Source organism: Pseudomonas sp. 9.1(2019), assembly GCF_009910445.1.
In the GTDB taxonomy this organism is placed as follows: Bacteria; Pseudomonadota; Gammaproteobacteria; order Pseudomonadales; family Pseudomonadaceae; genus Aquipseudomonas; species Aquipseudomonas paraversuta.
This window is the reverse complement of sequence record NZ_VBWF01000011.1, coordinates 430,757-456,533: the sequence shown is the minus strand read 5'-3', so window position 1 is coordinate 456,533 and position 25,777 is coordinate 430,757. Positions and strand designations below refer to the sequence as shown.

Here is a 25,777-nt window from a genome sequence, read left to right as displayed (position 1 = left end):
AATCTGGCAGGCGCTTTTGCTTATTTAAGCGGTTTTTCCAAAGACAGCGGCGCTTGATCTGCCGGGTCTTCGCTGCGGTGCAAGGCCACCTGACGGATCGACAGGCGGATCTCGGCGGGCAGCACGCGTTTGGCCGCGCCTTCAGCCAGTTCGCCAAGCAGCTCGTGATAGCTCAACTTGCCGTTGGCGTCGCGACGCAAGACGTCTTCTTCGAGCAAGCTCTGGATAAAGTGGCGGAACAGGCTCTTGTCGAAGAACTCCGGGGCATTGAGGCCATGCAGGATCGACAGGCGCTGGGCCATCATGGTGCACAGGTCTTCCAGCTCTTCGGCGCTCAAGGTGTTCTGGCCGCTGTTGAGCAGCAACGAGATGGCCATGTAGAAGCGCTGCAGGGTTTGCGCAATGCTCCTGGACAGTAGCGTCAGCAGCACAAAATGCCGCGAGCTCGGGGCCGGGCGCAGGTACACAGCGTTTTCAAAGCGCAGCAAACCCTGTTCGACAAACGCCTCCAGCCACTGATCCACCACGCCGTCCAGCTCATCCTCGGACCAGCGGATAAACAGTTCCGATTGCAGGTACGGATACAGGGCGTGGGTGTAACGCAGGATTTGCTCGCGGGTCATGCGCGAGCTGCTCTGGAAGAAGCTGGCCAGCAACGCCGGCAGGGCAAAGATATGCAGCACGTTGTTGCGGTAGTAAGTCATCAGGACGGCGTTTTGCTCATCCAGATACAGGACCTTGCCCAGTGCATCGCTCTGCTCGGAGAGCAGGTCCATGCTTTTCACGTGTTCGATCAGTGCCTGACCGTCACCTTCAGGCACGGTGGTGTGGGGTGAATAGGGGACGCGGCGCAGCAGGGCCAGATACAGGTCCAGCACGCGGGCCATGGCCCGGTCATCCAGCGCCAGTTTGCTGGTGGACAGGAGCACCAGCGCCACCAGGTTGACGGGGTTGATGGCTGCGGCTTCGTTCAGGTGCCGGGCGACTTTCTCCCCCAGCCGGTTAGTAGCCCCGTGCAACCACTCAGGCCGGTACGACGGAGCCAGTTCCTGCTGGCGCCAGCCCGGTTGTTCCCCATCGAGAAACTCGGCGAGTTTGATCGGCTCGCCGAAGTTGACCGCCACCTGGCCAAACTTCTGTTTCTTGAGTGCGCCGATGACTTTGAAAATATCGAATACCGATTCTTTTTTCTTGCTCGCCCCGCGCAGCTCTCCGAGGTAGGTGCGGCCCTCCAGCACCCGCTCGTAACCGATGTACACAGGTACAAAGACGATCGGCATGCGCGATGAGCGCAGGAAGCTGCGGACGGTGATGGCCAGCATGCCGGTTTTCGGTTGCAGCATGCGCCCGGTGCGCGAGCGGCCGCCTTCGACGAAATACTCCACCGGGAAGCCTTTGGTGAACAGGGTATGCATGTATTCGTTGAACACCGAGGTGTACAGCGGGTTGCCCTTGAACGTGCGGCGCATGAAAAAAGCCCCGCCACGGCGAAGCAAGCGCCCCATCAGCGGCATATTGAGATTGATCCCGGCAGCAATGTGCGGCGGAGTCAGGCCGTTGCGAAACAGTAGATAAGACAGCAGCAGATAATCGATATGGCTACGGTGGCATGGCACGTAGACGATTTCATGGCCCTGGGCCACGTTCTGCACGCCCTCGATGTTGTGGATTTTGACCCCGTCGTAAATCTTGTTCCAGAACCAGCTCAGTATCACTTCAAAAAAACGGATTGCCGTGTAGGTGTAATCCGAAGCGATTTCGTTGGCGTAGCGCAGCGCCAGGGCTTTGGCTTTGTCCGCAGAGATATTCTCGCGCTCGGCTTCATCCACAATCGCCTGGCGTACGGCCGGCTCCTTGATCAGACCTTTGACCAGGTTGCGGCGGTGGGACAGGTCGGGGCCGATGGTGGCGGTTTTGAGGTTGCGAAAGTGCACCCGCAAAATGCGCTGGGCCATGCGTACCGTGCGCTCATGGCCCTTGTTGTGGTCAATCAGTTCGCGCAAATGAATCGGCGCGGAAAACTGCACGCGGGTCTTGCGCCCCAAAATAAGAATGCGCAGCAAGCGGCGCAGGCGCCCGGTGACTGCCCAGCTGTCGGCAAACAGCAGCTTCCAGGGGCTGGACTCGCTGTCGGGGGACTGGCCCCAGAACACGCTGACCGGGATGATTTGCGCGTCCTCGCCCGGGTTGAGGGTCAAGGCGTCTACCAGGCGGGTCAGCGCAGGAGGGGCGCCGCGCTTGTCCTGACGTCCCAGCCAGTCGGGCTCGGGGGTCAGGTAAAAGAACGCTTCGGGCTCGATCATGCTGCCAACGGCGACCGGCAGCACGGGGCGCGGCAAGCCGGCCTTGGTGCACTCGGCGTCGACCACTGCCAGTTCGGTCAGTGAGGGCGATTGCAGCACGTAGAACACCGGCCGGCTGCGATCCAGATTCAGTGTCAAGGACGACTGATTGATCGTTTCCGAGCGCACCCACAGGTACAGCAAGCGACGCAGCGCGCCAAATACAAGACGACGGAATGGGGAGCGGGTCATACGGCTTCTGCGTTAGTGGATTAAAACGAGTGTTTACTCGTGCCGGTAGTGTGCCGTATCTCTGGAAAATCGGCAAAAAAGCAGCGAACTAATATTGATTGAGTGTTTTTTTTGCTGACTTATACTCGGGGGTCTTTCGCCATGCTGCACAAGACCCAGTCTGCAAAAACCAGGTTCGAGCGAAAGTTCTCAAAGGGCTGATGGTAGAGCCCGATCAATAATAAAAAGGGGGAAGGATTCATGAGTACGCGCGTAACAGGCAGTGTGAAGTGGTTCAACGACGCCAAAGGCTACGGCTTTATTCAGTGTGCCGATGGTGCCGATGTGTTCGTGCATTACCGTGCCATTCGCGGCGAGGGGCATCGTTCCCTGGCCGAGGGACAGCAGGTCGAATACACCCAGGTCAAGGGTGACAAGGGCTTGCAGGCTGAGGATGTGGTGGGGTTGTAGGCAGGCCCTGTAGCCGCTGTCGCAGGCTGCGATAAGGGCCGCCGGCCCTTCGAACAGCAGGGGTGCTGCGCACCCCGTCGCAGCCTGTGTCAGCGGCTACATGTTTCACTTCAGGCCCCGGTTTTCCAGGTGATTTCTTCCTGACCGTCTTCGCTGATACGAATCCAGCGATCAGCGTCAGCTTCGCCCTGTTCCTCTTCCCACGTGCCCGGTGCGCAACGCACTTCGACGTTCAGCGCTTTGAAAGCGGCCTGGGCGCAGGCAATGTCGTCATCCCACGGGGTTTTATCGCTGTCCAGAAACAGGCTGTTCCATTTGCCGACGGCATTTGGCATCCAGGTCACAGGTATGTCGCCGGCGGTGCATTTCCACACCTGGCCTTTCTTCACCCAGGGGGTGCAGGGGCCCAGGGCCTCGCTAAGCCATGTAACGACGTGTTCATGACCGGCTTTGGCTTCTTTCAGGTAAATCTCAATATCGGGCTGGCGCATGGATGTCCTCACTGCGTATCTGAAAAATCCATTCGCGGATTAGTCGGGCCAGGGGCGGCTGCCCCTGGCCGTAAAGTGGGTTATTGAAGAATGAAGTAATCGTAGCGCATCGACACAGTGACCACTAAAGGCTGCGGGTGGTCGATGACCTGGGCCCGACGTTCGGCACTGGCACGCCAGCCATGGGGGGTCATGGCCAGCAGGTTGGCGCGGTCCTTGGGTTCACTCAGGCTGAGCACGAACTCCAGGGTTTCACTGTGCTGCAACTGCATGCCTTCAGGCACCAGCGCCAGGTGTTTGTCGTCAGCGTAGTCGCGTACTTCGTCGTACAGCCGTTCACGCAGTTCCATCAGGTGTCCGCGGGTCGGGCCTACGCGCATCAGGCCGCCGCCGGGGCTGAGCAGGCGTTTGGCTTCGAGCCAGTCCAGCGGGCTGAACACGCTGGCCAGAAACTGGCAGCTGGCATCGGCCAGTGGCACCCGGGCCATGCTGGCGATCAACCAGGTCAGGTGCGGGTTGCGCTTGCAGGCACGCTTGACGGCTTCGCGGGAGATGTCCAGCGCGTAGCCGTCGGCGTTGGGCAGCGCCTCGGCGATTTGCGCGGTGTAGTAACCCTCGCCGCAACCGATGTCGAGCCAGCGCTGGGGTGCGCGTTCGGCGGCCAGTTCAGCCAGTCGCTTGGCCACAGGCGCGTAGTGACCCGCGTTGAGGAAATCGCGACGGGCTTCAACCATGGCCTGGTTGTCGCCAGGGTCGCGGCTGTTTTTGTGCTGCACGGGCAACAGGTTCAGGTAGCCCTGACGGGCGCGGTCAAAGCGATGGCCCGTCGGGCAGGCCACGCCATTGTCGACTGCGCTGAGGGGTTGCGAACAGATAGGGCAGGCAAGCATCAGGCAAGCAACCTGATCAGGGTCTGGTAGTAGATTTCGGTCAGCACGTCGAGATCGCTGGCCAGAACCCGCTCGTTGACCTGGTGGATGGTCGCGTTGACCGGGCCCAGTTCAACCACTTGGGTACCCAGGGTCGCGATGAAGCGTCCGTCCGAGGTGCCGCCGCTGGTGGAGGCTTTGGTTTCGCGGCCGGTCACCTGTTTGATGCTCGACGACACCGCATCCAGCAGTGCGCCCGGCTCGGTCAGGAATGGCAGGCCGGACAGCGCCCAATCGATGTGCCAGTCCAGGCCGTGCTTGTCGAGGATGTCTGCGACACGCTTTTGCAGCCCTTCAACAGTGGACTCGGTGGAGAACCGGAAGTTGAACACCGCCACCAGATCGCCGGGAATCACGTTGGTGGCGCCGGTGCCGGAGTTCAGGTTGGAGATCTGGAAGCTGGTTGGCGGGAAGAAGGCGTTGCCGTTATCCCAATGCTCGGCGGCCAGTTCGGTCAGTGCGGGCACGGCCAGGTGAATCGGGTTTTTGGCCAGGTGCGGGTAGGCCACGTGACCCTGTACCCCGCGCACGGTGAGTTTGGCGCCCAGGGAGCCGCGACGGCCGTTTTTAACCACGTCGCCCACCAGAGTGGTGCTCGACGGCTCACCGACGATGCACCAGTCCAGACGCTCATTGCGGGCCTTGAAACGCTCGATCACGGCCTTGGTGCCGTGATGGGCCGGGCCTTCTTCGTCACTGGTGATCAGAAACGCCACCGAACCCTTGTGGTCCGGGTAGTCGGCGACGAAGCGTTCGGCGGCAACCAGCATGGAAGCAAGACTGCCTTTCATGTCTGCAGCGCCACGGCCGCAGAGCATGCCGTGCTCATCGATCAAGGCGTCGAATGGATCGTTTTGCCAGGCCTGCACCGGGCCGGTGGGTACCACATCGGTATGGCCAGCGAAGCACAGCACCGGGCCTTCGTTTTTACCGTGGGTGGCCCAGAAGTTGTCTACGTCTTCGATGCGCATGGGTTCCAGCTTGAAGCCGGCATCACCCAGGCGCTGCATCATCAGCTTCTGGCAATCGGCATCGATCGGGGTCACTGAAGGGCGACGGATCAAATCGCAGGCAAGTTGCAGGGTCGGCGAAAGGTCGGCGTGGGCCGTCATGGGGTGGACTCCGAAGCTGAGCGTGGCAGGGCACAAAAGGGCGGTTATCTTAAAGCAAAACGGCGACCAGAGGCCGCCGTTTAGTGGTTGCAGTCAATTTATACAGCCGGGTGCTCTTCTGGCGCTTCCACCGGTTTGGGCAGTGAAGACAAGAAGGCCATGATCAGCGCCGCCAGATACGGCAGCGACTGCACCAGCAGCATGACCACCCAGAAACGCATGTCGTTGCTCGGCAGGCCCTGGACCAGGAAGATCCCCAGTGCCGCGCCCCAGAGCAGCAGCATGATGAACACCTCTTCGCGGGCTTCCGAGATGGCGACCCAGAATCCGTGATTGTCGGCGTTTTTCGGGGTACGGAAGAACGGAATGCTGGTGGTGAAAAATCCGTACAGCACCGCTTTGGCGATGGTATGGGACAGGGCCAGACCTGCCAGGGCCGCGGCAAACGCGTCCTTGAGGTTGACCCCCACGGCGCGGCGGTACAGGAAGATGATCTTGCCTACCTTGAACACAAACAGGGCCAATGGCGGGATGGCGAAAATCAGCAGCGGCGGATCAACCCGCGTCGGCACAATGATCATCGCCGCCGACCACAGCAGGGCGCCCACGGTGAAGAAGATGTTCATGCCGTCGGCTACCCACGGCAACCAGCCCGCGAGGAAGTGATAACGCTGGCCACGGGTCAATTGCGTATCTTTGCCGCGCAGCAGGCTGGAGGCGTGACGCTTGATAATCTGAATCGCACCGTAGGCCCAGCGGAAGCGCTGTTTCTTGAAGTCGATAAAGGTGTCGGGCATCAGCCCTTTGCCGTAGCTATTGTGGGAGTAGGCAGCGGAATAGCCTTTTTCGAACACGCGCAGACCCAATTCGGCATCTTCACAGATACACCAGTCTGCCCAGCCAAGCTCCTCGAGCACGGAACGCCGGGTCATGGTCATGGTGCCGTGCTGAATGATCGCGTCGCGGTCATTGCGGGTGACCATGCCGATATGGAAGAAGCCCTTGTACTCCGAGTAGCAGAGCTTCTTGAAGGTGCTTTCGTTCTGATCACGGTAGTCCTGGGGCGACTGCACGATGGCGATTTTCGGATCGGCAAAGTGCGGCACCATGTGCTTGAGCCAGTTGCGATCGACACAGTAATCGGAGTCGATCACGGCAATCACTTCGGCATCCGGCGCGGTGTGCGGGATCAGATAGTTCAGCGCGCCGCCCTTGAAGCCGGCCAGCGGGGCAACATGGAAGAACTTGAAGCGCGGGCCAAGGGTTGCACAGTAGTCGCGCACCGGCTCCCAGACCGCCGGATCCTTGGTGTTGTTGTCGATAATCAACACTTCGAAGTCCGGGTAGTCGAGGTTCGCCAGTGCATCGAGGGTCTGTTTGACCATCTCTGGCGGCTCGTTGTAGCACGGCACGTGGATCGACACTTTTGGCCGGTAGGCGTCCTCGTGTTCAACCGGCAGAAACTCGCGCCGCCGCTTGCGAATCCATACGGCCTCGGCCAGTTCATGGGCCTCGGTCAGCAGTACGATAAACACCCCGAACGCACCGAGCCCGAGCAGGATGCCTACGGTCAGACTGAACCAGGTGCTGTATTGCTGGCTGTAGTCGTAACCGATCCACACCAGCACCGACCCGCACAGGAACGCGGTGAAGGTCAGGAAAGTGCGGCCACGCTGACGCAGGGCGGAACCGTCGATCAGCAGCAAGGCCAGCGACAGCAGGCCCATGACTACTGAGCCAATGGCCAGTACCCGCCACTGCGGGATAGCCACTACCGGGCCTTCAAAGTTGAATTTTTGCTGGCGCGCGGCGTTGTACACGCCCCAGTACGCGCCTACCGAGCCTTCGTCACTGGCTTTCCAGGGTTGGTCGAAGGCTTCGATCACAAAGTAGTTGTAGCCGCGACGGTTAAGCGTATTGACCAATGTGCGCAGGTAAATGGCCTGGTCGGCCGGGGTCGCATCGGCGCCACCGCGCATGCGGCCGTTGCTCGGCCAGCCAACCTCCGAGAGCAGCAGCGGTTTTTTCGGGAACATTTTTTTCAGGTCGCGGGCACGGTCCAGGACGAACTCCCCGGCCTTGTCCACGGGGATAAACTCCCAGTACGGCAAAATGTGCGCAGCGATCAGGTCAACGTGCTTGGCCAGTTGCGGGTATTTCTCCCAGATATGCCACTGCTCGGAGGTGGTGACCGGCACCTTGACGGCTGCCCGCACCCGGTCCAGCAACACGATCAAGTCTTCCGGGGTGATCTCTTCACGGAACAGGGCTTCGTTACCCACCACAACCCGCACTACGCTGCGCGAGTTATTGGCCAGTTCGATGGCTTTCTGGATTTCGCGCTCATTGCGCTCAAGGTCCGGACTGATCCAGATCCCGATGGTGACCCGCAAGCCGAACTCTTCCGCCAACTTGGGAATATCGCCCAGGGTGCCGTCGACCGAGTAAGTCCGGATGTTGTCGGTCAGCTTGCTGATGATTTCCAGATCGCGACGCATTTCGTCGTCGGTCGGGTACTGGTCTTTCTGCGGGTACTGGCCTTGCTGAAACGGCGAGTAGGAAAAGCCCGAGATTTGCTCGGGCCAGTTAGGCGCAGAAACCGGGCGATTGATCAGCGCCCAGAAGCCGGTGAACAGGGCGGCGATGGCCAGCACCACCACCAGGTTGAGTCCAAATTTACGCGATGACATAACTATTTCGGGTTCCAAAGGGAGTGGAACGAAGATCGTTCGGCAGTTACCAAGCGGCGCGCATCCTACACCGCGCTCTGACCTACCGTACAGCGCACGGAATCAGGTCCGGCGTTTGGCAGCGGCGGCCGATTTAAGTTCTTGCATTATTATTTGCAGCTCTTGCCTCGTTGTACCTCCAGGTATTAAAGCAGGCTTGGTCGCGCAGCCTCCAGGAAAGATACAAAACCCCGGGTCATGCCCCTATAATGCGCGCCGGTTTCAGGGTGATGGTCATGAGTACAGAAGATCCACGGTTTGCCGGTGTAGCCCGGTTATATGGCATAGAAGGCCTGGAGCGGCTGCGCGCGGCCCATGTAGCAATCGTCGGTGTGGGCGGTGTCGGGTCGTGGGCGGCAGAAGCCATTGCCCGTTGTGGCGTAGGTGAAATCTCGCTGTTTGATCTGGATGACGTGTGCGTCAGCAACAGCAATCGCCAGTTACACGCCTTGAGCACGACCATTGGTCGAGACAAGGTGGAAGTGATGGCCGAGCGTCTGCGTCAGATCAATCCTGACTGCAAGGTGCATGCAGTGGCTGACTTCGTGACTCGCGAAACCATGGCCGAATACATCACCCCCGATATCGATTGCGTGATTGACTGTATCGATAGCGTGAATGCCAAGGCAGCGCTGATTGCCTGGTGCAAGCGGCGCAAGATCCAGATTATCACTACCGGTGGTGCGGGGGGGCAGATTGACCCGACGCTGATCCAGGTCTGCGATTTGAACCGCACCTTCAATGATCCGCTGGCTTCAAAAGTGCGTTCGACCTTGCGCCGCGATTATGGCTTCTCGCGCACCATGACCCGTCATTACAGCGTGCCTTGCGTATTTTCCACCGAGCAGCTGCGCTATCCGAAGCCTGACGGCAGCATTTGCCTGCAGAAAAGCTTTGTGGGTGACGGGGTCAAGCTTGATTGCGCCGGTGGATTTGGCGCGGTGATGATGGTGACGGCCACTTTTGGCATGGTCGCGGCCACCAAGGCCGTGGACAAGATCGTGGCGGGCGTGCGGCGGCCCTCGGAGCGGGTGAAGCCTACCTGATCGGCCCCGTTAATCGTCCCGAAGCCATCGCTGGCAAGCCAGCTCCCACACTGTTTTTGTAGGCGCTAATACCCCGTGGGAGCTGGCTTGCCAGCGATGGGGGTTTAGCCTGCCAGCTCCCACACTGTTTTGTAGGCGCTAATGCCCTGTGGGAGCTGGCTTGCCAGCGATGGGGTTTAGCCTGCCAGCTCGCGCATCCGCTGCAATACGGCATTCAGCCCATTACTGCGCGACGGTGACAGCTGCCGGCTCAAGCCCAGCTGGTTGAACCACTCGGGCAAATCCACCTGTTGCAGCTGTTCGCCGGACAAGCCATTGACCCGTGCCAGCAATAGGGCGACCAGCCCGCGGATCAATCGTGCATCGCTACTGGCTGCAAACTGCCAGTGACCGTCGCGCAGCTCACCCAGCAACCACACCTGACTTTCGCAGCCATGCACGCGGTTGGCTTCGTTTTTGTCTGCCAGGTCAAGCTCGGGCAGGCGTTGCCCCCATTGCATCAGCAAGCGCGCGCGTTGTTCCCAGCCTGTGCAGTGTTCAAAACTGTCGAGGGCAGCCTGTGCATCGGCGGGCAAGGTCATTGCAGCAACTCCAGCGCCTGGTCCAGCGCCTCGAAAAAACGCTGTAAATCGTCGGAGTCGTTGTACAGCGCCAGCGACACGCGGATAGCTCCGGCCAGACCGAAGCTTTTGAGCAGCGGCATGGCACAGTGATGACCGGCCCGCACAGCGATGCCTTGCTCAGTCAGCAGATGTGCCAGGTCGGCATTGTGCACGCCATCGACCACAAAGCTCACCAGCGCCAGCTGTGGCGAACCCAGCAGGCGAACCCCCTGGCGTTGCGTCAAGCCGTCGATCAGCAGGCTGTGCAATGCGGCTTCGTGGGCTTCGACGGCTGCTTGATCCAGAGTGGACAGATAGCTGAGGGTTGCGCCCAGACCGATCACGCTGGCAATCGGCGGAGTACCGGCTTCAAAGCCCAGCGGTGCCGGGCGAAAGGTTGCGCTCTGGTAGTCAGCGTCTTGCACCATCTCGCCACCGAACTGCCAGTGCTGCAGGCGGGCCAGCGCGGCGTGGCGGCCAAACAGCACGCCCAGCCCGTCCGGGCCGTACAGTTTGTGGCTGGAGAAGACGTAAAAGTCGCAGCCCAGCGCGTTCACGTCATGCCGGCCATGGACGATGCCCTGGGCGCCATCAACCACGGTCAGCGCATTTTGCGCTTTAGCCAGAGCCAGCAGCTCAGGTAACGGCTGCCATACACCGAGCACATTGGATAACTGGCTGACAGCCAGCAGGCGGGTGCGGGGGGTGATCAGGCGGGCGGCGGCATCGAGGTCGATCACGCCGTCGGCATCCAGCGGCAGTATCACCAGAGTCAGTTTTTTACGCTTGGCAAGCTGTTGCCACGGCAGCAGGTTGGCATGGTGTTCCAGGGCGCTGATAACGATCTCGTCGCCCTGGGTAAATTGGTGTTCCAGCCCATAGGCCAGAAGGTTCAGCGCCGAGGTGGCGCCGTGGGTGAAAACAATTTGCCCGCAGTCGCTGGCGTTGAGCCATTGCGTCACTTTCTGACGGGTGTTTTCAAACGCCTGGGTCGCATGGGCGCCCGGCAGATGCTGGGCGCGGTGCACATTGGCTGCGCCATTGGCGTAGTAATGCTGCAGTGCGTCGAGCAGGGCCTGGGGTTTTTGTGTGGTTGCAGCGTTGTCCAGATAGGTCTGGTCCTGACGTTGCATGGCGGCGATGGCAGGGAAGTCAGCGCGCCAGGGGGAAGGCAAAAGCATGGTGTTCAGGGCTCTGTTGACGGGACCAGAGGCTGGCCCCGTCAGTGGCAGACAGACGCTTAGTTGTGAGCGTGCAGTGCTTCGTTCAGCTCGATGGCCGACTTGTGGGTTTTGCATTCCACAGCGCCGGTTTCCGAGTTGCGGCGGAACAACAGGTCTGGCTGGCCGGCCAGGTCACGGGCCTTGACCACTTTGACCAGCTGGTTGTTCTCGTCCAGCAGCGCGACCTTGGTGCCGGCGGTTACATAAAGGCCGGACTCAACGGTGTTGCGGTCGCCCAGCGGGATACCGATACCGGCGTTGGCGCCGATCAGGCAGCCTTCGCCAACCTTGATCACGATGTTGCCGCCGCCCGACAGGGTGCCCATGGTGGAGCAGCCGCCGCCCAGGTCCGAGCCCTTGCCGACGAATACGCCCGCCGAGACGCGGCCTTCGATCATGCCCGGGCCTTCGGTGCCTGCGTTGAAGTTGACGAAACCTTCGTGCATCACGGTGGTGCCTTCGCCGATGTAGGCGCCCAGACGGATCCGCGCGCTGTCAGCGATACGCACGCCGGCCGGAACCACGTAGTCGGTCATTTTCGGGAACTTGTCGACCGAGAACACTTCCAGCAACTCGCCACGCAGGCGGGCTTCGAGCTGGCGCTCGGCCAGTTCGCCCAGGTCGATGGCACCCTGGCTGGTCCATGCCACGTTCGGCAGCAGCGGGAACACGCCAGCCAGGCTCAGGCCGTGGGGCTTGACCAGGCGATGGGACAGCAGGTGCAGCTTGAGGTAGGCCTCGGGGGTGGAGGTCAGGGCTGCATCTTCGGCCAGCAGGGTGGCGACCAGCGGCTTGTGGCTTTCAGCCAGACGGGTCAGCAGGGCGGCCTGGGCGGTGTCGATCGGTTTGGCGATTTCGGCCATTTGTGCAGCTTGCGCGGTGCTGAAGGTGATTGCCTGGTTGCCGCCGGTGTAGCCCAGGATCGGGGCGATGGCTGCGATCAGCTCGGCCGACGGGTTAAGCAACGGTTGGGCGTAAAACACTTCCAGCCATGCGCCTTGACGATTCTGGGTACCAACACCAAAGGCCGCGCTGAATAGGGTAGTAGACATGCAATTACCTCTTGAACATAAATAAATGGGCGGGCTTTAAAGAAGGGCCGCCGCATAAAGATCTGGCTTGAAGCCAATCAGGGTTTTGTCTCCGAGATCGAGCACCGGGCGCTTGATCATCGAGGGTTGGGCAAGCATCAGTTCAATGGCTTTCGCCTGGTCGAGATCGGCTTTGCGTTCGTCGTCGAGTTTGCGAAAGGTTGTACCGGCGCGATTGAGTACCACTTGCCAGCCGTGCTCGTTGCACCATTGGGTCAGGTGCTCGCGGTCAATACCGCTGGCTTTGTAATCGTGGAAGTCGTAGCGCACGGCATGCTCATCCAGCCAGGTGCGAGCCTTCTTCATGGTGTCGCAGGCCTTGATGCCGAAAAGGTGCAACGTCTTGTTCGAATCGGTCACTGGATTGCCCCTCCTTTGAATACGCCGGGAAATGATCGGTGGCGGATTATGCCATGAGCAGCGGCCTTGGGCTCGGCCGGGTGCAAGCTTGGCATGTACGTGTGACAGGTCGTCGCATTGCGACTTTTGTTCAGCGGTCAGAGCCCGGGCTTAAAGGCTACTATGGTACGCAATGGGGAAATTGTTGCCTCATATGTTTTAAGGCTTATTGTTCGGGAATCCTGTTGATATGCAAACTGCCTATACCGTCCTCATCTTGCTGATGCTGGTGGGCGTCTCGCGTTTATTGGGGCGCGTGATTCCGCTGCCTCTGCCCCTGGTGCAGATTGCTGCCGGTGCAGTGCTGGCGTGGCCAACCCTGGGCTTGCACGTGGCGCTGAACCCCGAGTTATTCCTCTTTTTGTTTTTGCCGCCGTTGTTGTTCTCGGACGGTTGGCGTATGCCAAAGCGCGAATTCTGGCGCCTGCGGGGGCCCATTCTGACGCTGGCCGTCGGCTTGGTGCTGTTCACTGTCGTGGGGGCCGGCTACTTCATTCATTGGCTATTACCGAGCATTCCTCTACCCGTTGCGTTTGCCCTGGCCGCCGTACTGTCGCCGACGGATGCGGTGGCGGTATCGGCCATTGCCCAAAACCGGCTGCCGGCACCCCTGATGCATATGTTGCAGGGCGAGGCGTTGATGAATGACGCGACCGGCCTGGTGACCTTCAAGTTCGCCCTGGCGGCAGCCATCACCGGGGTATTTTCCCTGGCCAATGCCAGCGTGACTTTTTTGCTGGTGGCTTGTGGCGGCCTGGCGATAGGTGTGGCATTGAGCTGGGTTGTAGGGCGCATGCGCTCGTGGATGATCACGCGGGGCTGGGATGATCCGGCCACGCATGTGGTGTTCATGCTTCTGCTGCCGTTTGCCGCTTATGTACTGGCCGAGCGCCTGGGGGCTTCGGGTATTTTGTCGGCGGTAGCGGCGGGGATGATGCAGAGCTGGCTGGATTTGTTGCCGCGGCAAACCAGTACCCGGTTACTGAACCGCAGCGTGTGGTCGCTGCTGGAATTTGCCTTCAATGGCCTGATTTTCTTGCTGTTGGGCCTGCAGTTGCCGGACATCATCAAAGCCGTCGTCAGACTGGAGCCCACACTGTGGCCGACCCTGATGTATCGCTGCCTGGATGTAGTGGTGATCTTTCTGGTGCTGTTGGCGTTGCGTTTTATCTGGGTGCAGAGCATCTGGCGCTTGTCCGGCCTGTTGCGCCGCTGGCGCGGCAAGGGCGAGTTGACCATGGTGCCGACTGCACGTTCCTGCTGGTTGCTGACGGTGGGCGGGGTGCGTGGGGCCGTGACGCTGGCGGGTGTGATGTCGGTGCCGCTGTTGATCAGCGAAGGCCTGGATTTTCCGGAGCGCGAACTGTTGATCTTCATTGCCGCCGGGGTGATTTTGCTGTCGTTGATCGTGGCCTGCATTGCCTTGCCCCTGTTGTTGCGCGGTATCCCCAAGAGTCAGGACGATGCCATGCGGGCTGAAGTGCGCGAAGCGTGGCGGCGCACGGCGGAAGCGGCGATTCATGCGCTGGAGGCTGAAGAGGTGGTCGAGCCCGAGAAACAGGATGCTGCGCTGGCGGCATTGGCGGCTGAATTGAAGGCGCGGATCATGTCCGAGTACCGGCATCAGCTTGAGGTGTTCAATGACTCGGCGGAAGCTCAGGCGCTGGCTTCGCAGATGGACCATCTGGAAAGCCGTTTGCGGCTCAAGGCGCTCAGGGCGCAGCGGCTGGAGCTGTACAGCTTGCGTCGCCACCATGAAATCGGTGATGACGTACTCAGTGAAGTCCTGCGGGATCTGGACTTGAGCGAGGCCAACCTGGGAACCGTGAAGTAGCCCGACATCTGCAGCAGCGAGCTCGCCTCATGATCTTTAAAGATCGCGGGGCAAGTTCGCTGCTGCAGGTCTGGAGGTTATTTGCGGCGCAGAATGAACTCGCGAATCCGTTCTGCGGCTTCTACGCATTCTGCCAGCGGCGCTACCAGTGCCATGCGCACGCGGCCGGCGCCGGGGTTGAAGCCGTCGACTTCGCGGGACAGGTACGAGCCCGGGACCACAGTCACCTGTTCTTCGGCGAACAGGTCGCGGCAAAAGTCTGCGTCATCCCCTTCAACTCTGGGCCACAGGTAAAAGCCGCCGTCCGGGCGCTGTACGTCGAGGACCGGGCCCAGAATTTCCAGCACCGCATCGAACTTCTCGCGATACAGGTCGCGGTTGGTGCGCACGTGGGCTTCGTCGTTCCAGGCCGCAATGCTGGCCAGCTGGGTTTGAACCGGCATGGCGCAGCCGTGGTAGGTGCGATACAGCAAAAATGCCTTGAGGATCTCGGCGTCACCGGCCACGAAACCCGAGCGCAGGCCCGGCAGGTTGGAGCGCTTGGACAGGCTGTGGAATACCACGCAGCGTTTGAAATCTTCACGACCCAGGTCTACGCAGGCGCTCAGCAGGCCGACGGGCGGTGTCTGCTCGTCGAAGTACAGTTCGCTGTAGCACTCGTCGGCGGCAATCACGAAGTCATGTTTGTCAGCCAGGGCGATCAGTTTTTTCAGGGTGTCGAGGGGGATCAGCGCGCCCGTCGGGTTGCCCGGTGAGCACAGGAACAGGATCTGGCAGTTGTCCCAGGTCTCGGCCGCTACGGCGTCGAAGTCCGGGTTGAAGCCATGCTCTGCCAGGCACGGCAGGTAGTGCGGTTTGGCGCCGGCGAGGAACGCCGCGCCTTCGTAGATCTGGTAGAACGGGTTCGGGCTGATCACCAGCGCGTCGTCGCCACGGTTGACCACGGTCTGGGTGAAGGCAAACAGCGCTTCACGGGTACCGTTGACCGGCAGGATGTTGCGCGCCGGGTCGAGCCAGCCTTTTGGCACCTGGAAACGTCGCTCGGCCCAGCCGCCAATGGCTTCGCGCAGGGCCGGGATGCCGAGGGTGGTCGGGTAGACCGCCATCTGGTCCAGGTTGTCGGCAAGGGCCTTGGCCACGAAATCCGGCGAGCGGTGTTTGGGTTCGCCAATGGACAACGCAATCGGGCGTTTGTCGGTGTTGGGCTGCACGCTGCCAAGCAGGGCGCGCAGTTTTTCGAACGGATAAGGCTGAAGCTGGTTTAGAGCGTTGTTCATTGGATGCGGGTCTCGCTCGGCGGCGCTTAAATGCTCAGGCGCCACGGTTCAGGGGTTGAGTCTTTGTCGACGGTCAGCTGTTCAACGATGGCTTCCTGCAAACGCATGCACAGCTGCGGATCGGACAGCGGCTGATTGTTTTCGTCAGTAACGAAAAACACGTCTTCGACGCGCTCGCCCAGGGTGGCAATTTTGGCGTTCTGCAACGACAGGTCGAACTCCAGAAAAATCATCCCGATACGGGCCAGCAGCCCGGGCCGGTCGGGTGCGCTGAGTTCCAGTACGGTCACCGGGCGCTGCGCGTCATTGTGAATCGTCACCTGGGGCGGGAAAGCAAAATGCTTGAGCTGGCGGGGAACCCGGCGCTGGATGATGTTGGGGTAGTCATCGGGGTTGCGCAGCGCTTCAGTCAGGCCCTTGCGGATTCTCTCGACGCGGGCCGGGTTATTGCCGATCGTTTCGCCGTCGTTGTCGAGCACGATGTAGGTATCGAGGGTGAACTTGCTGCTGGAGGTGATGATTCGCGCGTCATGAATGTTCAGGTTGAGCTGATCCATCGCGGCCACGGTTACGGCAAAGAAGTCATGCTGGTCGGGCGCGTAGATGAAAATCTGGGTGCCGCCTTCGAACTCACGCTGGGTGGTTTCCTTGATCAGTACCAGCGGGCCGCCATCGGCCGGTTGTTGCAGGATGGCCTCGGTGTGCAGGGCCACATCGGCCGAGGTATGGCGCAGGAAGTAGTCGTCGCCAAGCTGGGACCAGAGTTGTTCCACGTCGTCCTGGTCGTTGCCGTTGCGCACCAATATGTCCAGCGCGGCACTCTGGGTCTGGCGGATCTGCTCTTCGCGATCAACCGGGTTTTCCAGGCCGCGACGCAGTGCGCGCTTGGTTTCGGTGTAAAGCTGGCGCAACAGGCTGGCGCGCCACGAGTTCCACAGGGTCGGGTTGGTGGCATTGATATCGGCCACGGTCAGGACGTACAGGTAGTCGAGACGGGTTTCGTCGCCCACGATCTGGGCGAAGTCATGGATGACCTGGGGGTCGGACAGATCCTTGCGCTGGGCGGTGGTCGACATTACCAGGTGATTTTGCACCAGCCACACGATCAGGCGTGTATCCCACTGCGGCAACTGGTGGCGGATGCAGAACGCCTCGGCATCTTCCGCGCCAATCTCGGAGTGGTCGCCATGCCGGCCTTTGCCGATATCGTGATACAGGCCGGCCAGGTAAATCAGTTCGGGCTTGGGCAGCTTGGCCATCAGCTTGCTGGCCAGCGGGAATTTCTCTGACACCTGGGTGTACTGCAATTTACGCAGATGTTTGATCAGGTTCAGGGTGTGGGCATCGACGGTATAGATGTGGAACAGGTCGTGCTGCATTTGCCCGACGATAAAGCCGAATTCGGGCAGGTAGCGTCCGAGAATGCCGTAGCGGTTCATCCGGCGCAGGTTGCGATGGATGCCGATCTTGCACTTGAACAGCTCGATAAACAGGCTGGTGTTGCGGATGTCTTTACGGAAGTCGTCGTCGATCAGGTAGCGGTGTTCGCGCAACAGACGAATGGTATCGGCCCGCACGCCCTTGATCTCGGGGTGCTGGGCCATCAGCAGGAAAATTTCGAGCATGGCAAACGGCGTGCGTTTGAACACATGGTCGCTGGTGGCCTCGATGTAGCCATCGTGCAGCTGGAAGCGCGAGTTCAGCGGGGCAGGCGGCGCGGCGTCGTCGGGGGCCAGAATCACTTCTTCGAAGTGCTGGATGATCAGGTCGCTGAGCTGGGCGATGCTCATGACCACCCGGTAGTACTGCTGCATGAAGTTTTCGATGGTCTGTTTGGTATCTTCGCCGGTAAAGCCGAGCAACTCGGCGATGCTGCGTTGATGATCAAACAGCAGGCGGTCTTCAGCGCGGCCGGCGAGCATGTGCAGGGCGTAGCGGACTTTCCACAGGAACTCTTGCGAGGATGCCAGCAGGGCGTGCTCGCTCTCGACCAGGAAACCTTCACCCGCCAGGGCGCGCAGATTGAGGGTGCCGTACTGACGTCGGGCCACCCACAAAATGGTCTGGATATCGCGCAGGCCGCCCGGTGAGCCTTTGACGTTGGGCTCCAGGTTGTATTCCGTGTCGTTGTATTTGTGGTGACGAGCTTTCTGCTCGGCACGCTTGGCCAGAAAGAAATCCTTGCTGGGCCACATGTGGGCGGTATTGGTGACGTCCAGCATGCGCTGGCGCAGGCGCTCAGGGCCGGCCACGGTACGGCTTTCCATCAGGTTGGTGATGATGGTCAGGTCGGCGCGGGCCTGCTCGGCGCATTCGTCCACCGAGCGTACGCTCTGGCCAACTTCGAGACCGATGTCCCAGAGCAGGGTCAGAAAGCGTTCGATGGAGTCGCGGAAAATTTCGTGATCGGCGTTGTCCAGCAGGATCAGCAAATCGATGTCGGAGTAGGGGTGCAGTTCGCCACGGCCATAGCCGCCGACGGCAACCAGGGCGATATCGGCCTGGTTGCTCCAGCTGAACTGATCCCACGCCTGTTGCAGGATATTGTCGACGAACCAGGCGCGATCTTCGATCAGGCGTCGAATATCGCGGCCACTGCGAAAGCGTTCGTCCAGAGCCTCTCGCGCCTGGCGGATGGCCTTTTTGAAAGCGGCAATGGGGCTTGCCTTCAACGCCAGTTCGGCCTGGAACTGGCCGCGGTCAAAAAGTTCGGGATCCACCTGCGGCATCGATTGGCTTTCCTATCGCTGTAAAGCTTTTATATAGGGAGAATCTATATAGAGACTGCTTGAGGTATCAGGCCGAAACGCGAGGGATGGTGTCATCGCTGCGCAGGGTGAAGATCTCGTAGCCCGTCTCGGTCACCAGCAGGGTGTGTTCCCACTGCGCTGACAGCTTGCGGTCCTTGGTGATTGCGGTCCAGCCATCACCCAGAACCTTGGTATCGGCTTTGCCCTGGTTGATCATCGGCTCGATGGTGAAGGTCATGCCTGCTTTGAGTTCCATGCCGGTGCCGGCGCGACCGTAGTGCAGGATTTGCGGCTCTTCGTGGAAGACCTTGCCGATGCCGTGGCCGCAGAACTCGCGAACTACCGAGAAGCCGTTCTTTTCAGCGTGCTTCTGGATCACTTCGCCGATGTCGCCCAGGCGGCAGCCCGGTTTGACGATTTCGATGGCCTTGTACATGCATTCCTGGGTCACTTGCGACAGGCGCTCGGCCCAGACCGGTACCTTGCCGACGTGGAACATGCGGCTGGTATCGCCGTGGTAACCGTCCTTGATGACGGTAACGTCGATATTCAGGGTGTCACCGTCTTTCAGCACCTTGTCGCCCGGGATGCCGTGGCACACCACATGGTTGATCGAGGTGCAGATGGACTTCGGAAAGCCTTTGTAGTTGAGCGGAGCGGGGATGGCCTGCTGCACGTTGACAATATAGTCATGGCAGATGCGGTCCAGCTCTTCGGTGGTAACGCCGGGCTTGACGTGCTCGGCAATCATTTCCAGGACTTCGGCGGCCAGTTTGCCGGCGATACGCATTTTTGCGATGTCCTCGGGGGTTTTGAGGGTGACGGTCATTCGGGCTCTCTTCGCGCGTTGGCGCTCATCATCAGGATTGCGGGGGTGCTTTGCTGCTGCACACCGCCATAAAAATGCGATTCTAACAGACGGTCGGCGATAATCATGGGCCTCTCGCCATCGCTTCTCTTAATAGAATGGGGCATTCTGGCTCTATTCCAGACCCTGCGCAAAAGGGCGAGGAAGAAAGTCTGATTCCGTGTTTCGTTTTTTGCGCATCTTGTGGTATAAAATGCGCCGCTTTCCGGGTATAGCCCGCTAAGCACAAACCCACACACGTATCGACACGATGACCTGGGTGCCTTCAGCTCGAAGCTGCTGGTTGGTCGTTGGGATACGTGGAGGCCTAACCCGACTTACTAAGGAACTACCATGTCCCAAGTCAACATGCGCGATATGCTGAAGGCCGGTGTGCACTTCGGTCACCAAACCCGTTACTGGAACCCGAAGATGGGTAAATACATCTTTGGCGCGCGTAACAAGATCCACATCATCAACCTTGAAAAAACCCTGCCAATGTTCAACGAAGCTTTGACTTTCGTAGAGCGTCTGGCCCAGGGCAAAAACAAGATTCTGTTCGTCGGCACCAAGCGTTCCGCTGGCAAGATCGTTGCTGAAGAAGCAACCCGTTGCGGTTCGCCGTACGTTGATCACCGCTGGTTGGGCGGCATGCTCACCAACTTCAAAACCATCCGTGCTTCCATCAAGCGTCTGCGTGACCTTGAAATCCAGGCCGAAGACGGTACTTTCGCCAAGCTGACCAAGAAAGAGGCGCTGATGCGTACTCGCGATCTGGAAAAGCTGGATCGTAGCCTGGGTGGTATCAAGGACATGGGCGGTCTGCCAGACGCACTGTTCGTTATCGACGTTGATCACGAGCGTATCGCGATCACCGAAGCTAACAAGTTGGGTATCCCGGTTATCGGCGTTGTCGATACCAACAGCAGCCCAGAAGGTGTTGACTACATCATCCCGGGTAACGATGACGCAATCCGCGCTATCCAGCTGTACATGGGTGCGATGGCTGATGCTGTGATCAAAGGCCGTAACCACGTTGCTGGCGGCACCGACGTTTTCGTCGAAGAAGCTCCGGCTGCAGCGGTAGTTGAAGGCTGAGTAATTAACGCCTAGCGTTTACTCAGTACGCAAAAAGGGGGCTTGGCCCCCTTTTTGCCACCTCGAAATCCATTTGTTGGAAGTTGCCCTGGCGTTGCTGTATCAGATTACGGCTGGCAGGGTTGTATCGAGGCATGCTTCACACGAATTGAACGCCCGTTCGGTCGGGTGGAATGGTTGAAAACCTATCCAAGAGGAATTTTGAAATGGCAGAGATTACTGCAGCGTTGGTTAAAGAACTGCGTGAGCGTACCGGCGAAGGCATGATGGATTGCAAGAAAGCCTTGACCAAGGCTGGCGGCGACATCGAAAAAGCCATTGATGACATGCGTGCTTCGGGCGCCATCAAGGCTGCCAAAAAAGCAGGCAACGTTGCTGCTGAAGGCGCTATCGCAGTTAAAGTTGCTGAAGATGGCAAATCTGCCGTTATTCTTGAAGTTAACTCGCAAACCGACTTCCTGGCTCTGCAAGACGACTTCAAAAAATTCGTTGCTGACAGCGTAGAAAAAGCTTTCGCTGAGAAGCTGACCGACGCAGCTCCGCTGATCGCTTCGCAAGAAGCTGATCGTCTGGTTCTGGTTGGTAAAGTAGGCGAGAACGTAAACATCCGTCGCCTGGCCCGCATCGAAGGCGACGTTGTTGATGCTTACCTGCACGGCAACAAGATCGGTGTTGTAGTAGCTCTGAAAGGCGGCAACGCCGAGCTGGCACGTGACATCGCCATGCACGTAGCTGCAAGCAACCCTGAGTTCCTGCTGCCATCGCAAGTTTCCGCTGACGCTATCGAACGCGAAAAAACCGTGTTCATGAGCCTCAACGAAGACAAGATCAAAGGCAAGCCAGCAGAAATCGTTGAAAAAATGGTTGCCGGTCGTATCAGCAAGTTCCTGGCTGAAGCCAGCCTGGTTGAACAAGCTTTCGTTAAGAACCCGGAAATCAAGGTCGGCGAACTGGCCAAGAAAGCCGGCGCTGAAATCGTTTCCTTCACCTACTTCAAAGTAGGCGACGGTATCGAGAAGCCAGTTGATGACTTCGCTGCTGAAGTTGCTGCACAAGTGGCTGCAAGCAAGCAATAAGACGGTTCTAAACTGTCGACCCGAAGAGGCTGCCCGCTCACGCGCGCAGCCTCTTTTCAAATGGGTGGGGATTTTCCCTTCCCGGCGGAACCGGTTTACAAAATAGTGTTCCGATGGTGCTGCTGTGCAGTGCCAGCTAGAGTAAGCGCGGGCTGTAAACAGCCTCGCACAGATTTTTTATAAAACGCGGCAGGAGAGATTCGCAATGGCTCAGCAGGGCAGTGGTTATCAAGCTCGCTATAAACGCATTCTACTCAAGCTAAGCGGCGAAGCCCTGATGGGCTCTGAAGAGTTCGGGATCGATCCCAAAGTTCTCGACCGCATGGCGCTGGAAGTCGGCCAGTTGGTTGGTATCGGTGTTCAGGTAGGGTTGGTGATTGGTGGTGGCAACCTGTTCCGTGGGGCTGCGCTGAGTGCTGCAGGTATGGATCGCGTTACAGGCGACCATATGGGCATGCTGGCAACCGTGATGAACGCCCTGGCCATGCGCGACGCGCTGGAACGTGCGAATATCTCCGCCATCGTAATGTCGGCCATTTCCATGGTGGGCGTGACTGATCATTACGATCGTCGCAAAGCCATGCGTCACCTGAACGCCAAGGATGTGGTGATTTTTGCTGCAGGTACTGGTAATCCATTCTTCACTACGGATTCGGCTGCCTGTTTGCGTGCCATTGAAATTGACGCTGATGTGGTGCTCAAGGCAACCAAGGTCGACGGCGTGTACACCGCAGATCCATTCAAAGACCCGCATGCCGAGAAGTTCGATCATCTGACTTACGATGAAGTACTGGATCGCAAGCTGGGCGTAATGGACCTGACGGCTATCTGCTTGTGCCGCGACCATAAAATGCCATTGCGTGTATTTAACATGAACAAGCCCGGCGCCCTGCTTAATATTGTCCATGGCGGCGCTGAAGGCACTCTGATCGAGGAAGGTCAACAATGATCAACGAAATCAAAAAAGACGCTCAAACGCGCATGCAGAAATCGCTGGAATCTCTGTCCCATGCATTTGGCCAGATCCGTACCGGCAAGGCTCACCCGAGCATTCTGGGTAGCGTGATGGTGCCTTACTACGGCTCGGATACTCCGATCAGCCAAGTGGCCAACATCACTGTCAAAGACTCCCGTACCCTGCAAGTCGTAGCGTTCGAGCGCAATATGCTCGGTGCGGTAGACAAGGCAATCCAGAGCGCCGGTCTGAACCTCAATCCGACCAACCTGGGCGAATTGCTGCTGATCTCCATGCCTGCCCTGACTGAAGAAACCCGCAAGGTGTTCGCCAAGCAGGCCCGTGACGCAGCTGAAGATGCCCGCATTGCTGTGCGTAATATTCGTCGCGATGCGTTGAGCCAGTTGAAAGATCTGGTCAAGGAAAAAGAAATCAGCGAAGACGAAGAGCGTCGTGCTGCTGATGATATTCAGAAGCTGACCGACAAGGCTGTAGCTGATATCGAAACTGCCACCAAGCAGAAAGAAGCTGACCTGATGGCCGTATAAGGGTCTGGGCGTTTTATGGAAATGACCAAGCAGGCTGAGCCGTCATCGGTGCCGCGACACGTCGCCATCATTATGGACGGTAATAATCGCTGGGCGAAAAAACGCTTTATGCCGGGTGTTGCCGGGCATAAAGCGGGAGTGGATGCGGTTCGCGCAGTGATTGAAGTGTGTGCCCAGGCCAAGGTCGAGGTACTGACGCTGTTCGCGTTCTCCAGTGAAAACTGGCAGCGCCCGGCAGCAGAAGTCAGTGCCTTGATGGACTTGTTCTTCCGGGCACTGCGTCGTGAGGCCAAGCGCCTCAATGAAAACAACATCAGTCTGCGGATCATTGGCGACCGCTCACGCTTTCATCCCGATTTGCAAATGGCGATGCGTGAAGCGGAAGCAATGACTGCGGGTTCTGAGCGCTTTGTGCTGCAGATCGCCGCTAACTACGGCGGTCAGTGGGACATCGCCCAGGCCGCTCAGCAGTTGGCGCGTCAGGTGCAGGCAGGGCATTTGCAGCCTGAAGACATCACCCCTGACGTGTTGCAAGCCTGTCTGGTAACGGGTGATCTGCCTTTGCCTGATCTGTGCATTCGCACCGGTGGCGAGCATCGCATCAGCAATTTTCTGCTGTGGCAGCTGGCCTATTCCGAGTTGTACTTCTCCGACCTGTTCTGGCCGGACTTCAAACACGAAGCCATGCGTCATGCATTGGCTGATTTCGCTTCTCGCCAGCGCCGCTTCGGTAAAACGAGCGAGCAGGTTGAGGCTGGAGCCCGGGTTTAATGCTTAAACAACGAATCATTACTGCTCTTATCTTGCTGCCAATTGCCCTGTGCGGTTTTTTCCTGCTTGAGGGGGCCGGCTTTGCGCTGTTTATTGGCCTGGTCGTGACCCTGGGGGCCTGGGAATGGGCACGCCTGGCGGGCTTTGAAGCTCAGCCGGCCCGCGTTGCCTTTGCTGCGGTTGTAGCCTTGCTGCTGTTTGGCCTGCACATATTCCCTGATCTGGCGCCATGGGTGCTGGGTGCTGCGGTTCTATGGTGGGCAGTGGCAACTTACCTGGTGCTGACCTTTCCGCAATCATCGGTGCACTGGTCAACGACTGCGACCAAACTGGTCATCGGCCTGTTGATTCTGTTGCCGGCCTGGCAGGGTCTGGTGCTGATCAAGGCGATGGCGCTGGGTAACTGGTTGATCATGGCAGTGATGGTTCTGGTGTGGGGTGCCGATATCGGCGCCTATTTCTCGGGGCGTAAATTCGGCAAGCGCAAGCTCGCACCGAAAGTCAGTCCGGGCAAAAGCTGGGAGGGTGTATTTGGCGGCTTGTTGCTGAGCTTGCTGATCACCGCTGCGGTCGGTGTGGTGCGTGGCTGGAGCGCCTCCGAGATGTTTGCCGCACTGGTCGGTGCTGGCGTGATCGTATTGATTTCGGTGGTGGGTGACCTCACCGAAAGCATGTTCAAACGCCAGTCCGGGATCAAGGACAGCAGTAACCTGCTGCCTGGCCATGGTGGTGTTCTGGACCGCATCGACAGTTTGACTGCGGCGATCCCGGTATTTGCTGTATTGCTGTGGATGGCGGCGTCATGAGCCGTCCACAACAGATTACTGTTCTGGGGGCTACGGGTTCGATTGGCCTGAGCACCCTGGATGTTGTTGCCCGTCACCCTGATCGCTATCAGGTGTTCGGTTTGAGCGGTTACAGCCGTCTCGCCGAGCTGCTGGCGTTGTGCATTACCCACAAGCCAAAGGTTGTGGTCGTGCCGGATGATCGTGCGGCCAGCCAGTTGCTGGCCGGCCTGCGCTCGGCAGGGCTCGGTGTCGAGGTCCTGGTGGGTGAGGAAGGCCTGTGCCAGATTGCTTCGGCGCCCGAGGTTGATTCGGTCATGGCGGCGATTGTTGGTGCTGCGGGCTTGCGTCCGACACTGGCAGCGGTCAATGCAGGCAAAAAAATCCTGTTGGCGAATAAAGAAGCGCTGGTGATGACCGGCGACCTGTTTATGCAGGCTGTTCGCCGCAGTGGTTCGGTGCTGTTGCCCATTGATAGTGAGCACAACGCCATTTTCCAGTGTCTGCCGCAGGATTTCGCCCGAGGCCTGACTAATGTTGGCGTTCGCCGGATTCTGTTGACGGCGTCTGGCGGACCTTTTCGCCAGACCCCCCTGGCGGAGCTTGAGCACGTTACGCCGGATCAGGCCTGTGCCCATCCCAACTGGTCGATGGGGCGCAAGATTTCCGTAGACTCTGCCAGCATGATGAACAAGGGCCTGGAGTTGATCGAGGCTTGCTGGCTGTTTGACGCCAGACCGGACCAGGTCGAGGTGGTCATCCATCCGCAAAGCGTGATTCATTCGCTGGTCGATTATGTGGACGGTTCGGTGCTTGCCCAGCTGGGTAATCCGGATATGCGCACTCCGATTACCAATGCCCTGGCATGGCCTGAGCGCATTGATTCGGGGGTCGCGCCGCTGGATCTGTTTGCAGTTGCGCGTCTTGATTTCCAGCGCCCGGATGAGCAGCGCTTTCCCTGCTTGCGCCTGGCCCGTGAAGCGGCCATGGCGGGCAACAGTGCGCCGGCGATGCTGAATGCGGCGAACGAAGTAGCGGTTGCGGCCTTTCTTGATGGCCGAATCCGTTACCCGCAAATTGCCCGTATCATCGAAGACGTTTTGAACAGTGAGCCAGTGGTTGCAGTAGACGAGTTAGAGGCGGTCTTCGCCGCCGATACCAAGGCGCGAATGCGGGCTGAACAGTGGTTGAGTCGTAACGGCTGATAAGTGGTGCTTGCCGGAACCGGAC

The 25,777-nt window shown here is 59.2% G+C and carries 22 protein-coding genes; 10 read left to right on the top strand and 12 right to left on the bottom strand.

From position 1 onward, the window contains the following. Positions 1 to 20 precede the first annotated feature (20 nt). The gene (plsB, locus tag FEZ21_RS21005) at positions 21 to 2,534 is read right to left on the bottom strand and encodes a glycerol-3-phosphate 1-O-acyltransferase PlsB (RefSeq protein ID WP_003440367.1); all 2,514 of its coding nucleotides are present in this window, start codon (positions 2,532 to 2,534) and stop codon (positions 21 to 23) included. Between the two features lie 240 nt (positions 2,535 to 2,774). On the opposite strand from plsB, the gene FEZ21_RS21000 reads away from it, so the two are divergent. Then, a complete protein-coding gene (locus FEZ21_RS21000; protein WP_003440369.1) occupies positions 2,775 to 2,984 on the top strand; it encodes a cold shock domain-containing protein in 210 nt (69 codons plus the stop codon). Positions 2,985 to 3,094: 110 nt separating this feature from the next. Here FEZ21_RS21000 and FEZ21_RS20995 read toward each other — a convergent pair whose 3' ends face one another. The 4 genes from FEZ21_RS20995 to FEZ21_RS20980 form a co-directional block, all read right to left on the bottom strand. Continuing rightward, a complete protein-coding gene (locus FEZ21_RS20995) occupies positions 3,095 to 3,475 on the bottom strand; it encodes a hypothetical protein (protein WP_003440371.1) in 381 nt (126 codons plus the stop codon). 80 nt (positions 3,476 to 3,555) lie between these two features. Next, a complete protein-coding gene (locus tag FEZ21_RS20990) occupies positions 3,556 to 4,365 on the bottom strand; it encodes a putative RNA methyltransferase (protein ID WP_010655967.1) in 810 nt (269 codons plus the stop codon). Then, on the bottom strand, positions 4,365 to 5,516 hold the full coding sequence (gene dapE / locus FEZ21_RS20985) for a succinyl-diaminopimelate desuccinylase (protein ID WP_003440376.1): 1,152 nt from the start codon (positions 5,514 to 5,516) through the stop codon (positions 4,365 to 4,367). The genes FEZ21_RS20990 and dapE overlap by 1 nt, the downstream gene beginning before the upstream one ends. Before the next feature lie 98 nt (positions 5,517 to 5,614). After that, entirely contained in the window at positions 5,615 to 8,206 is a 2,592-nt protein-coding gene (locus tag FEZ21_RS20980) for a glycosyltransferase (RefSeq protein ID WP_003440388.1), read from the bottom strand. Between the two features lie 275 nt (positions 8,207 to 8,481). On the opposite strand from FEZ21_RS20980, the gene tcdA reads away from it, so the two are divergent. Further along, a complete protein-coding gene (gene tcdA / locus FEZ21_RS20975) occupies positions 8,482 to 9,291 on the top strand; it encodes a tRNA cyclic N6-threonylcarbamoyladenosine(37) synthase TcdA (RefSeq protein WP_160628337.1) in 810 nt (269 codons plus the stop codon). Positions 9,292 to 9,467: 176 nt separating this feature from the next. Here the strand turns inward: tcdA and FEZ21_RS20970 are convergent, their stop codons facing one another. The 4 genes from FEZ21_RS20970 to FEZ21_RS20955 are packed head-to-tail and all read right to left on the bottom strand — an operon-like array spanning position 9,468 to position 12,567. Next, the gene (locus tag FEZ21_RS20970; protein WP_003440394.1) at positions 9,468 to 9,872 is read right to left on the bottom strand and encodes a SufE family protein; all 405 of its coding nucleotides are present in this window, start codon (positions 9,870 to 9,872) and stop codon (positions 9,468 to 9,470) included. Next, on the bottom strand, positions 9,869 to 11,074 hold the full coding sequence (locus FEZ21_RS20965) for an aminotransferase class V-fold PLP-dependent enzyme (RefSeq protein WP_160628336.1): 1,206 nt from the start codon (positions 11,072 to 11,074) through the stop codon (positions 9,869 to 9,871). Before FEZ21_RS20965 ends, FEZ21_RS20970 begins: the two co-directional genes overlap by 4 nt. 59 nt (positions 11,075 to 11,133) lie before the next feature. Continuing rightward, positions 11,134 to 12,168, bottom strand: coding sequence for a 2,3,4,5-tetrahydropyridine-2,6-dicarboxylate N-succinyltransferase (gene dapD, locus FEZ21_RS20960; RefSeq protein ID WP_003440400.1), 1,035 nt, complete (start codon positions 12,166 to 12,168; stop codon positions 11,134 to 11,136). 36 nt (positions 12,169 to 12,204) lie between these two features. Beyond that, positions 12,205 to 12,567, bottom strand: coding sequence for an ArsC family reductase (locus FEZ21_RS20955; protein ID WP_127196014.1), 363 nt, complete (start codon positions 12,565 to 12,567; stop codon positions 12,205 to 12,207). Positions 12,568 to 12,796: 229 nt separating this feature from the next. Between FEZ21_RS20955 and FEZ21_RS20950 the strand changes: the two genes are divergently transcribed. Next, positions 12,797 to 14,440, top strand: coding sequence for a Na+/H+ antiporter (locus tag FEZ21_RS20950; RefSeq protein WP_003440407.1), 1,644 nt, complete (start codon positions 12,797 to 12,799; stop codon positions 14,438 to 14,440). 77 nt (positions 14,441 to 14,517) lie between these two features. On the opposite strand, the gene dapC is transcribed toward FEZ21_RS20950, so the two are convergent. From dapC to map, 3 genes are all read right to left on the bottom strand, one after another. After that, positions 14,518 to 15,717, bottom strand: a complete 1,200-nt coding sequence (dapC, locus tag FEZ21_RS20945; RefSeq protein WP_160628335.1) for a succinyldiaminopimelate transaminase — start codon at positions 15,715 to 15,717, stop codon at positions 14,518 to 14,520. Between the two features lie 26 nt (positions 15,718 to 15,743). Next, positions 15,744 to 18,446 (bottom strand): [protein-PII] uridylyltransferase, encoded by a 2,703-nt coding sequence (locus FEZ21_RS20940; protein WP_160628334.1) that lies wholly within the window; start codon positions 18,444 to 18,446, stop codon positions 15,744 to 15,746. Between the two features lie 67 nt (positions 18,447 to 18,513). Then, positions 18,514 to 19,377 carry a type I methionyl aminopeptidase gene (gene map / locus FEZ21_RS20935; RefSeq protein ID WP_083912784.1) on the bottom strand — a complete coding sequence of 288 codons (864 nt, stop codon included), beginning with the start codon at positions 19,375 to 19,377 and terminating at the stop codon, positions 18,514 to 18,516. A gap of 291 nt (positions 19,378 to 19,668) precedes the next feature. On the opposite strand from map, the gene rpsB reads away from it, so the two are divergent. The 7 genes from rpsB to ispC all read left to right on the top strand — a co-directional run bounded on the left by rpsB (position 19,669) and on the right by ispC (position 25,752). Further along, positions 19,669 to 20,412 carry a 30S ribosomal protein S2 gene (gene rpsB / locus FEZ21_RS20930; RefSeq protein ID WP_003440422.1) on the top strand — a complete coding sequence of 248 codons (744 nt, stop codon included), beginning with the start codon at positions 19,669 to 19,671 and terminating at the stop codon, positions 20,410 to 20,412. Between the two features lie 206 nt (positions 20,413 to 20,618). Continuing rightward, entirely contained in the window at positions 20,619 to 21,488 is an 870-nt protein-coding gene (gene tsf, locus FEZ21_RS20925; protein WP_003440424.1) for a translation elongation factor Ts, read from the top strand. Between the two features lie 205 nt (positions 21,489 to 21,693). Beyond that, a complete protein-coding gene (gene pyrH, locus FEZ21_RS20920) occupies positions 21,694 to 22,437 on the top strand; it encodes a UMP kinase (RefSeq protein ID WP_003440426.1) in 744 nt (247 codons plus the stop codon). Beyond that, positions 22,434 to 22,991, top strand: a complete 558-nt coding sequence (gene frr, locus FEZ21_RS20915) for a ribosome recycling factor (RefSeq protein WP_003440428.1) — start codon at positions 22,434 to 22,436, stop codon at positions 22,989 to 22,991. The genes pyrH and frr overlap by 4 nt, the downstream gene beginning before the upstream one ends. A 15-nt stretch (positions 22,992 to 23,006) precedes the next feature. Further along, the gene (gene uppS, locus FEZ21_RS20910; protein ID WP_003440430.1) at positions 23,007 to 23,762 is read left to right on the top strand and encodes a polyprenyl diphosphate synthase; all 756 of its coding nucleotides are present in this window, start codon (positions 23,007 to 23,009) and stop codon (positions 23,760 to 23,762) included. Beyond that, the gene (locus FEZ21_RS20905) at positions 23,762 to 24,568 is read left to right on the top strand and encodes a phosphatidate cytidylyltransferase (protein WP_127196010.1); all 807 of its coding nucleotides are present in this window, start codon (positions 23,762 to 23,764) and stop codon (positions 24,566 to 24,568) included. The genes uppS and FEZ21_RS20905 overlap by 1 nt, the downstream gene beginning before the upstream one ends. Next, positions 24,565 to 25,752 (top strand): 1-deoxy-D-xylulose-5-phosphate reductoisomerase, encoded by a 1,188-nt coding sequence (gene ispC, locus FEZ21_RS20900; protein WP_003440436.1) that lies wholly within the window; start codon positions 24,565 to 24,567, stop codon positions 25,750 to 25,752. Before FEZ21_RS20905 ends, ispC begins: the two co-directional genes overlap by 4 nt. The last annotated feature ends 25 nt before the right edge of the window (positions 25,753 to 25,777 follow it).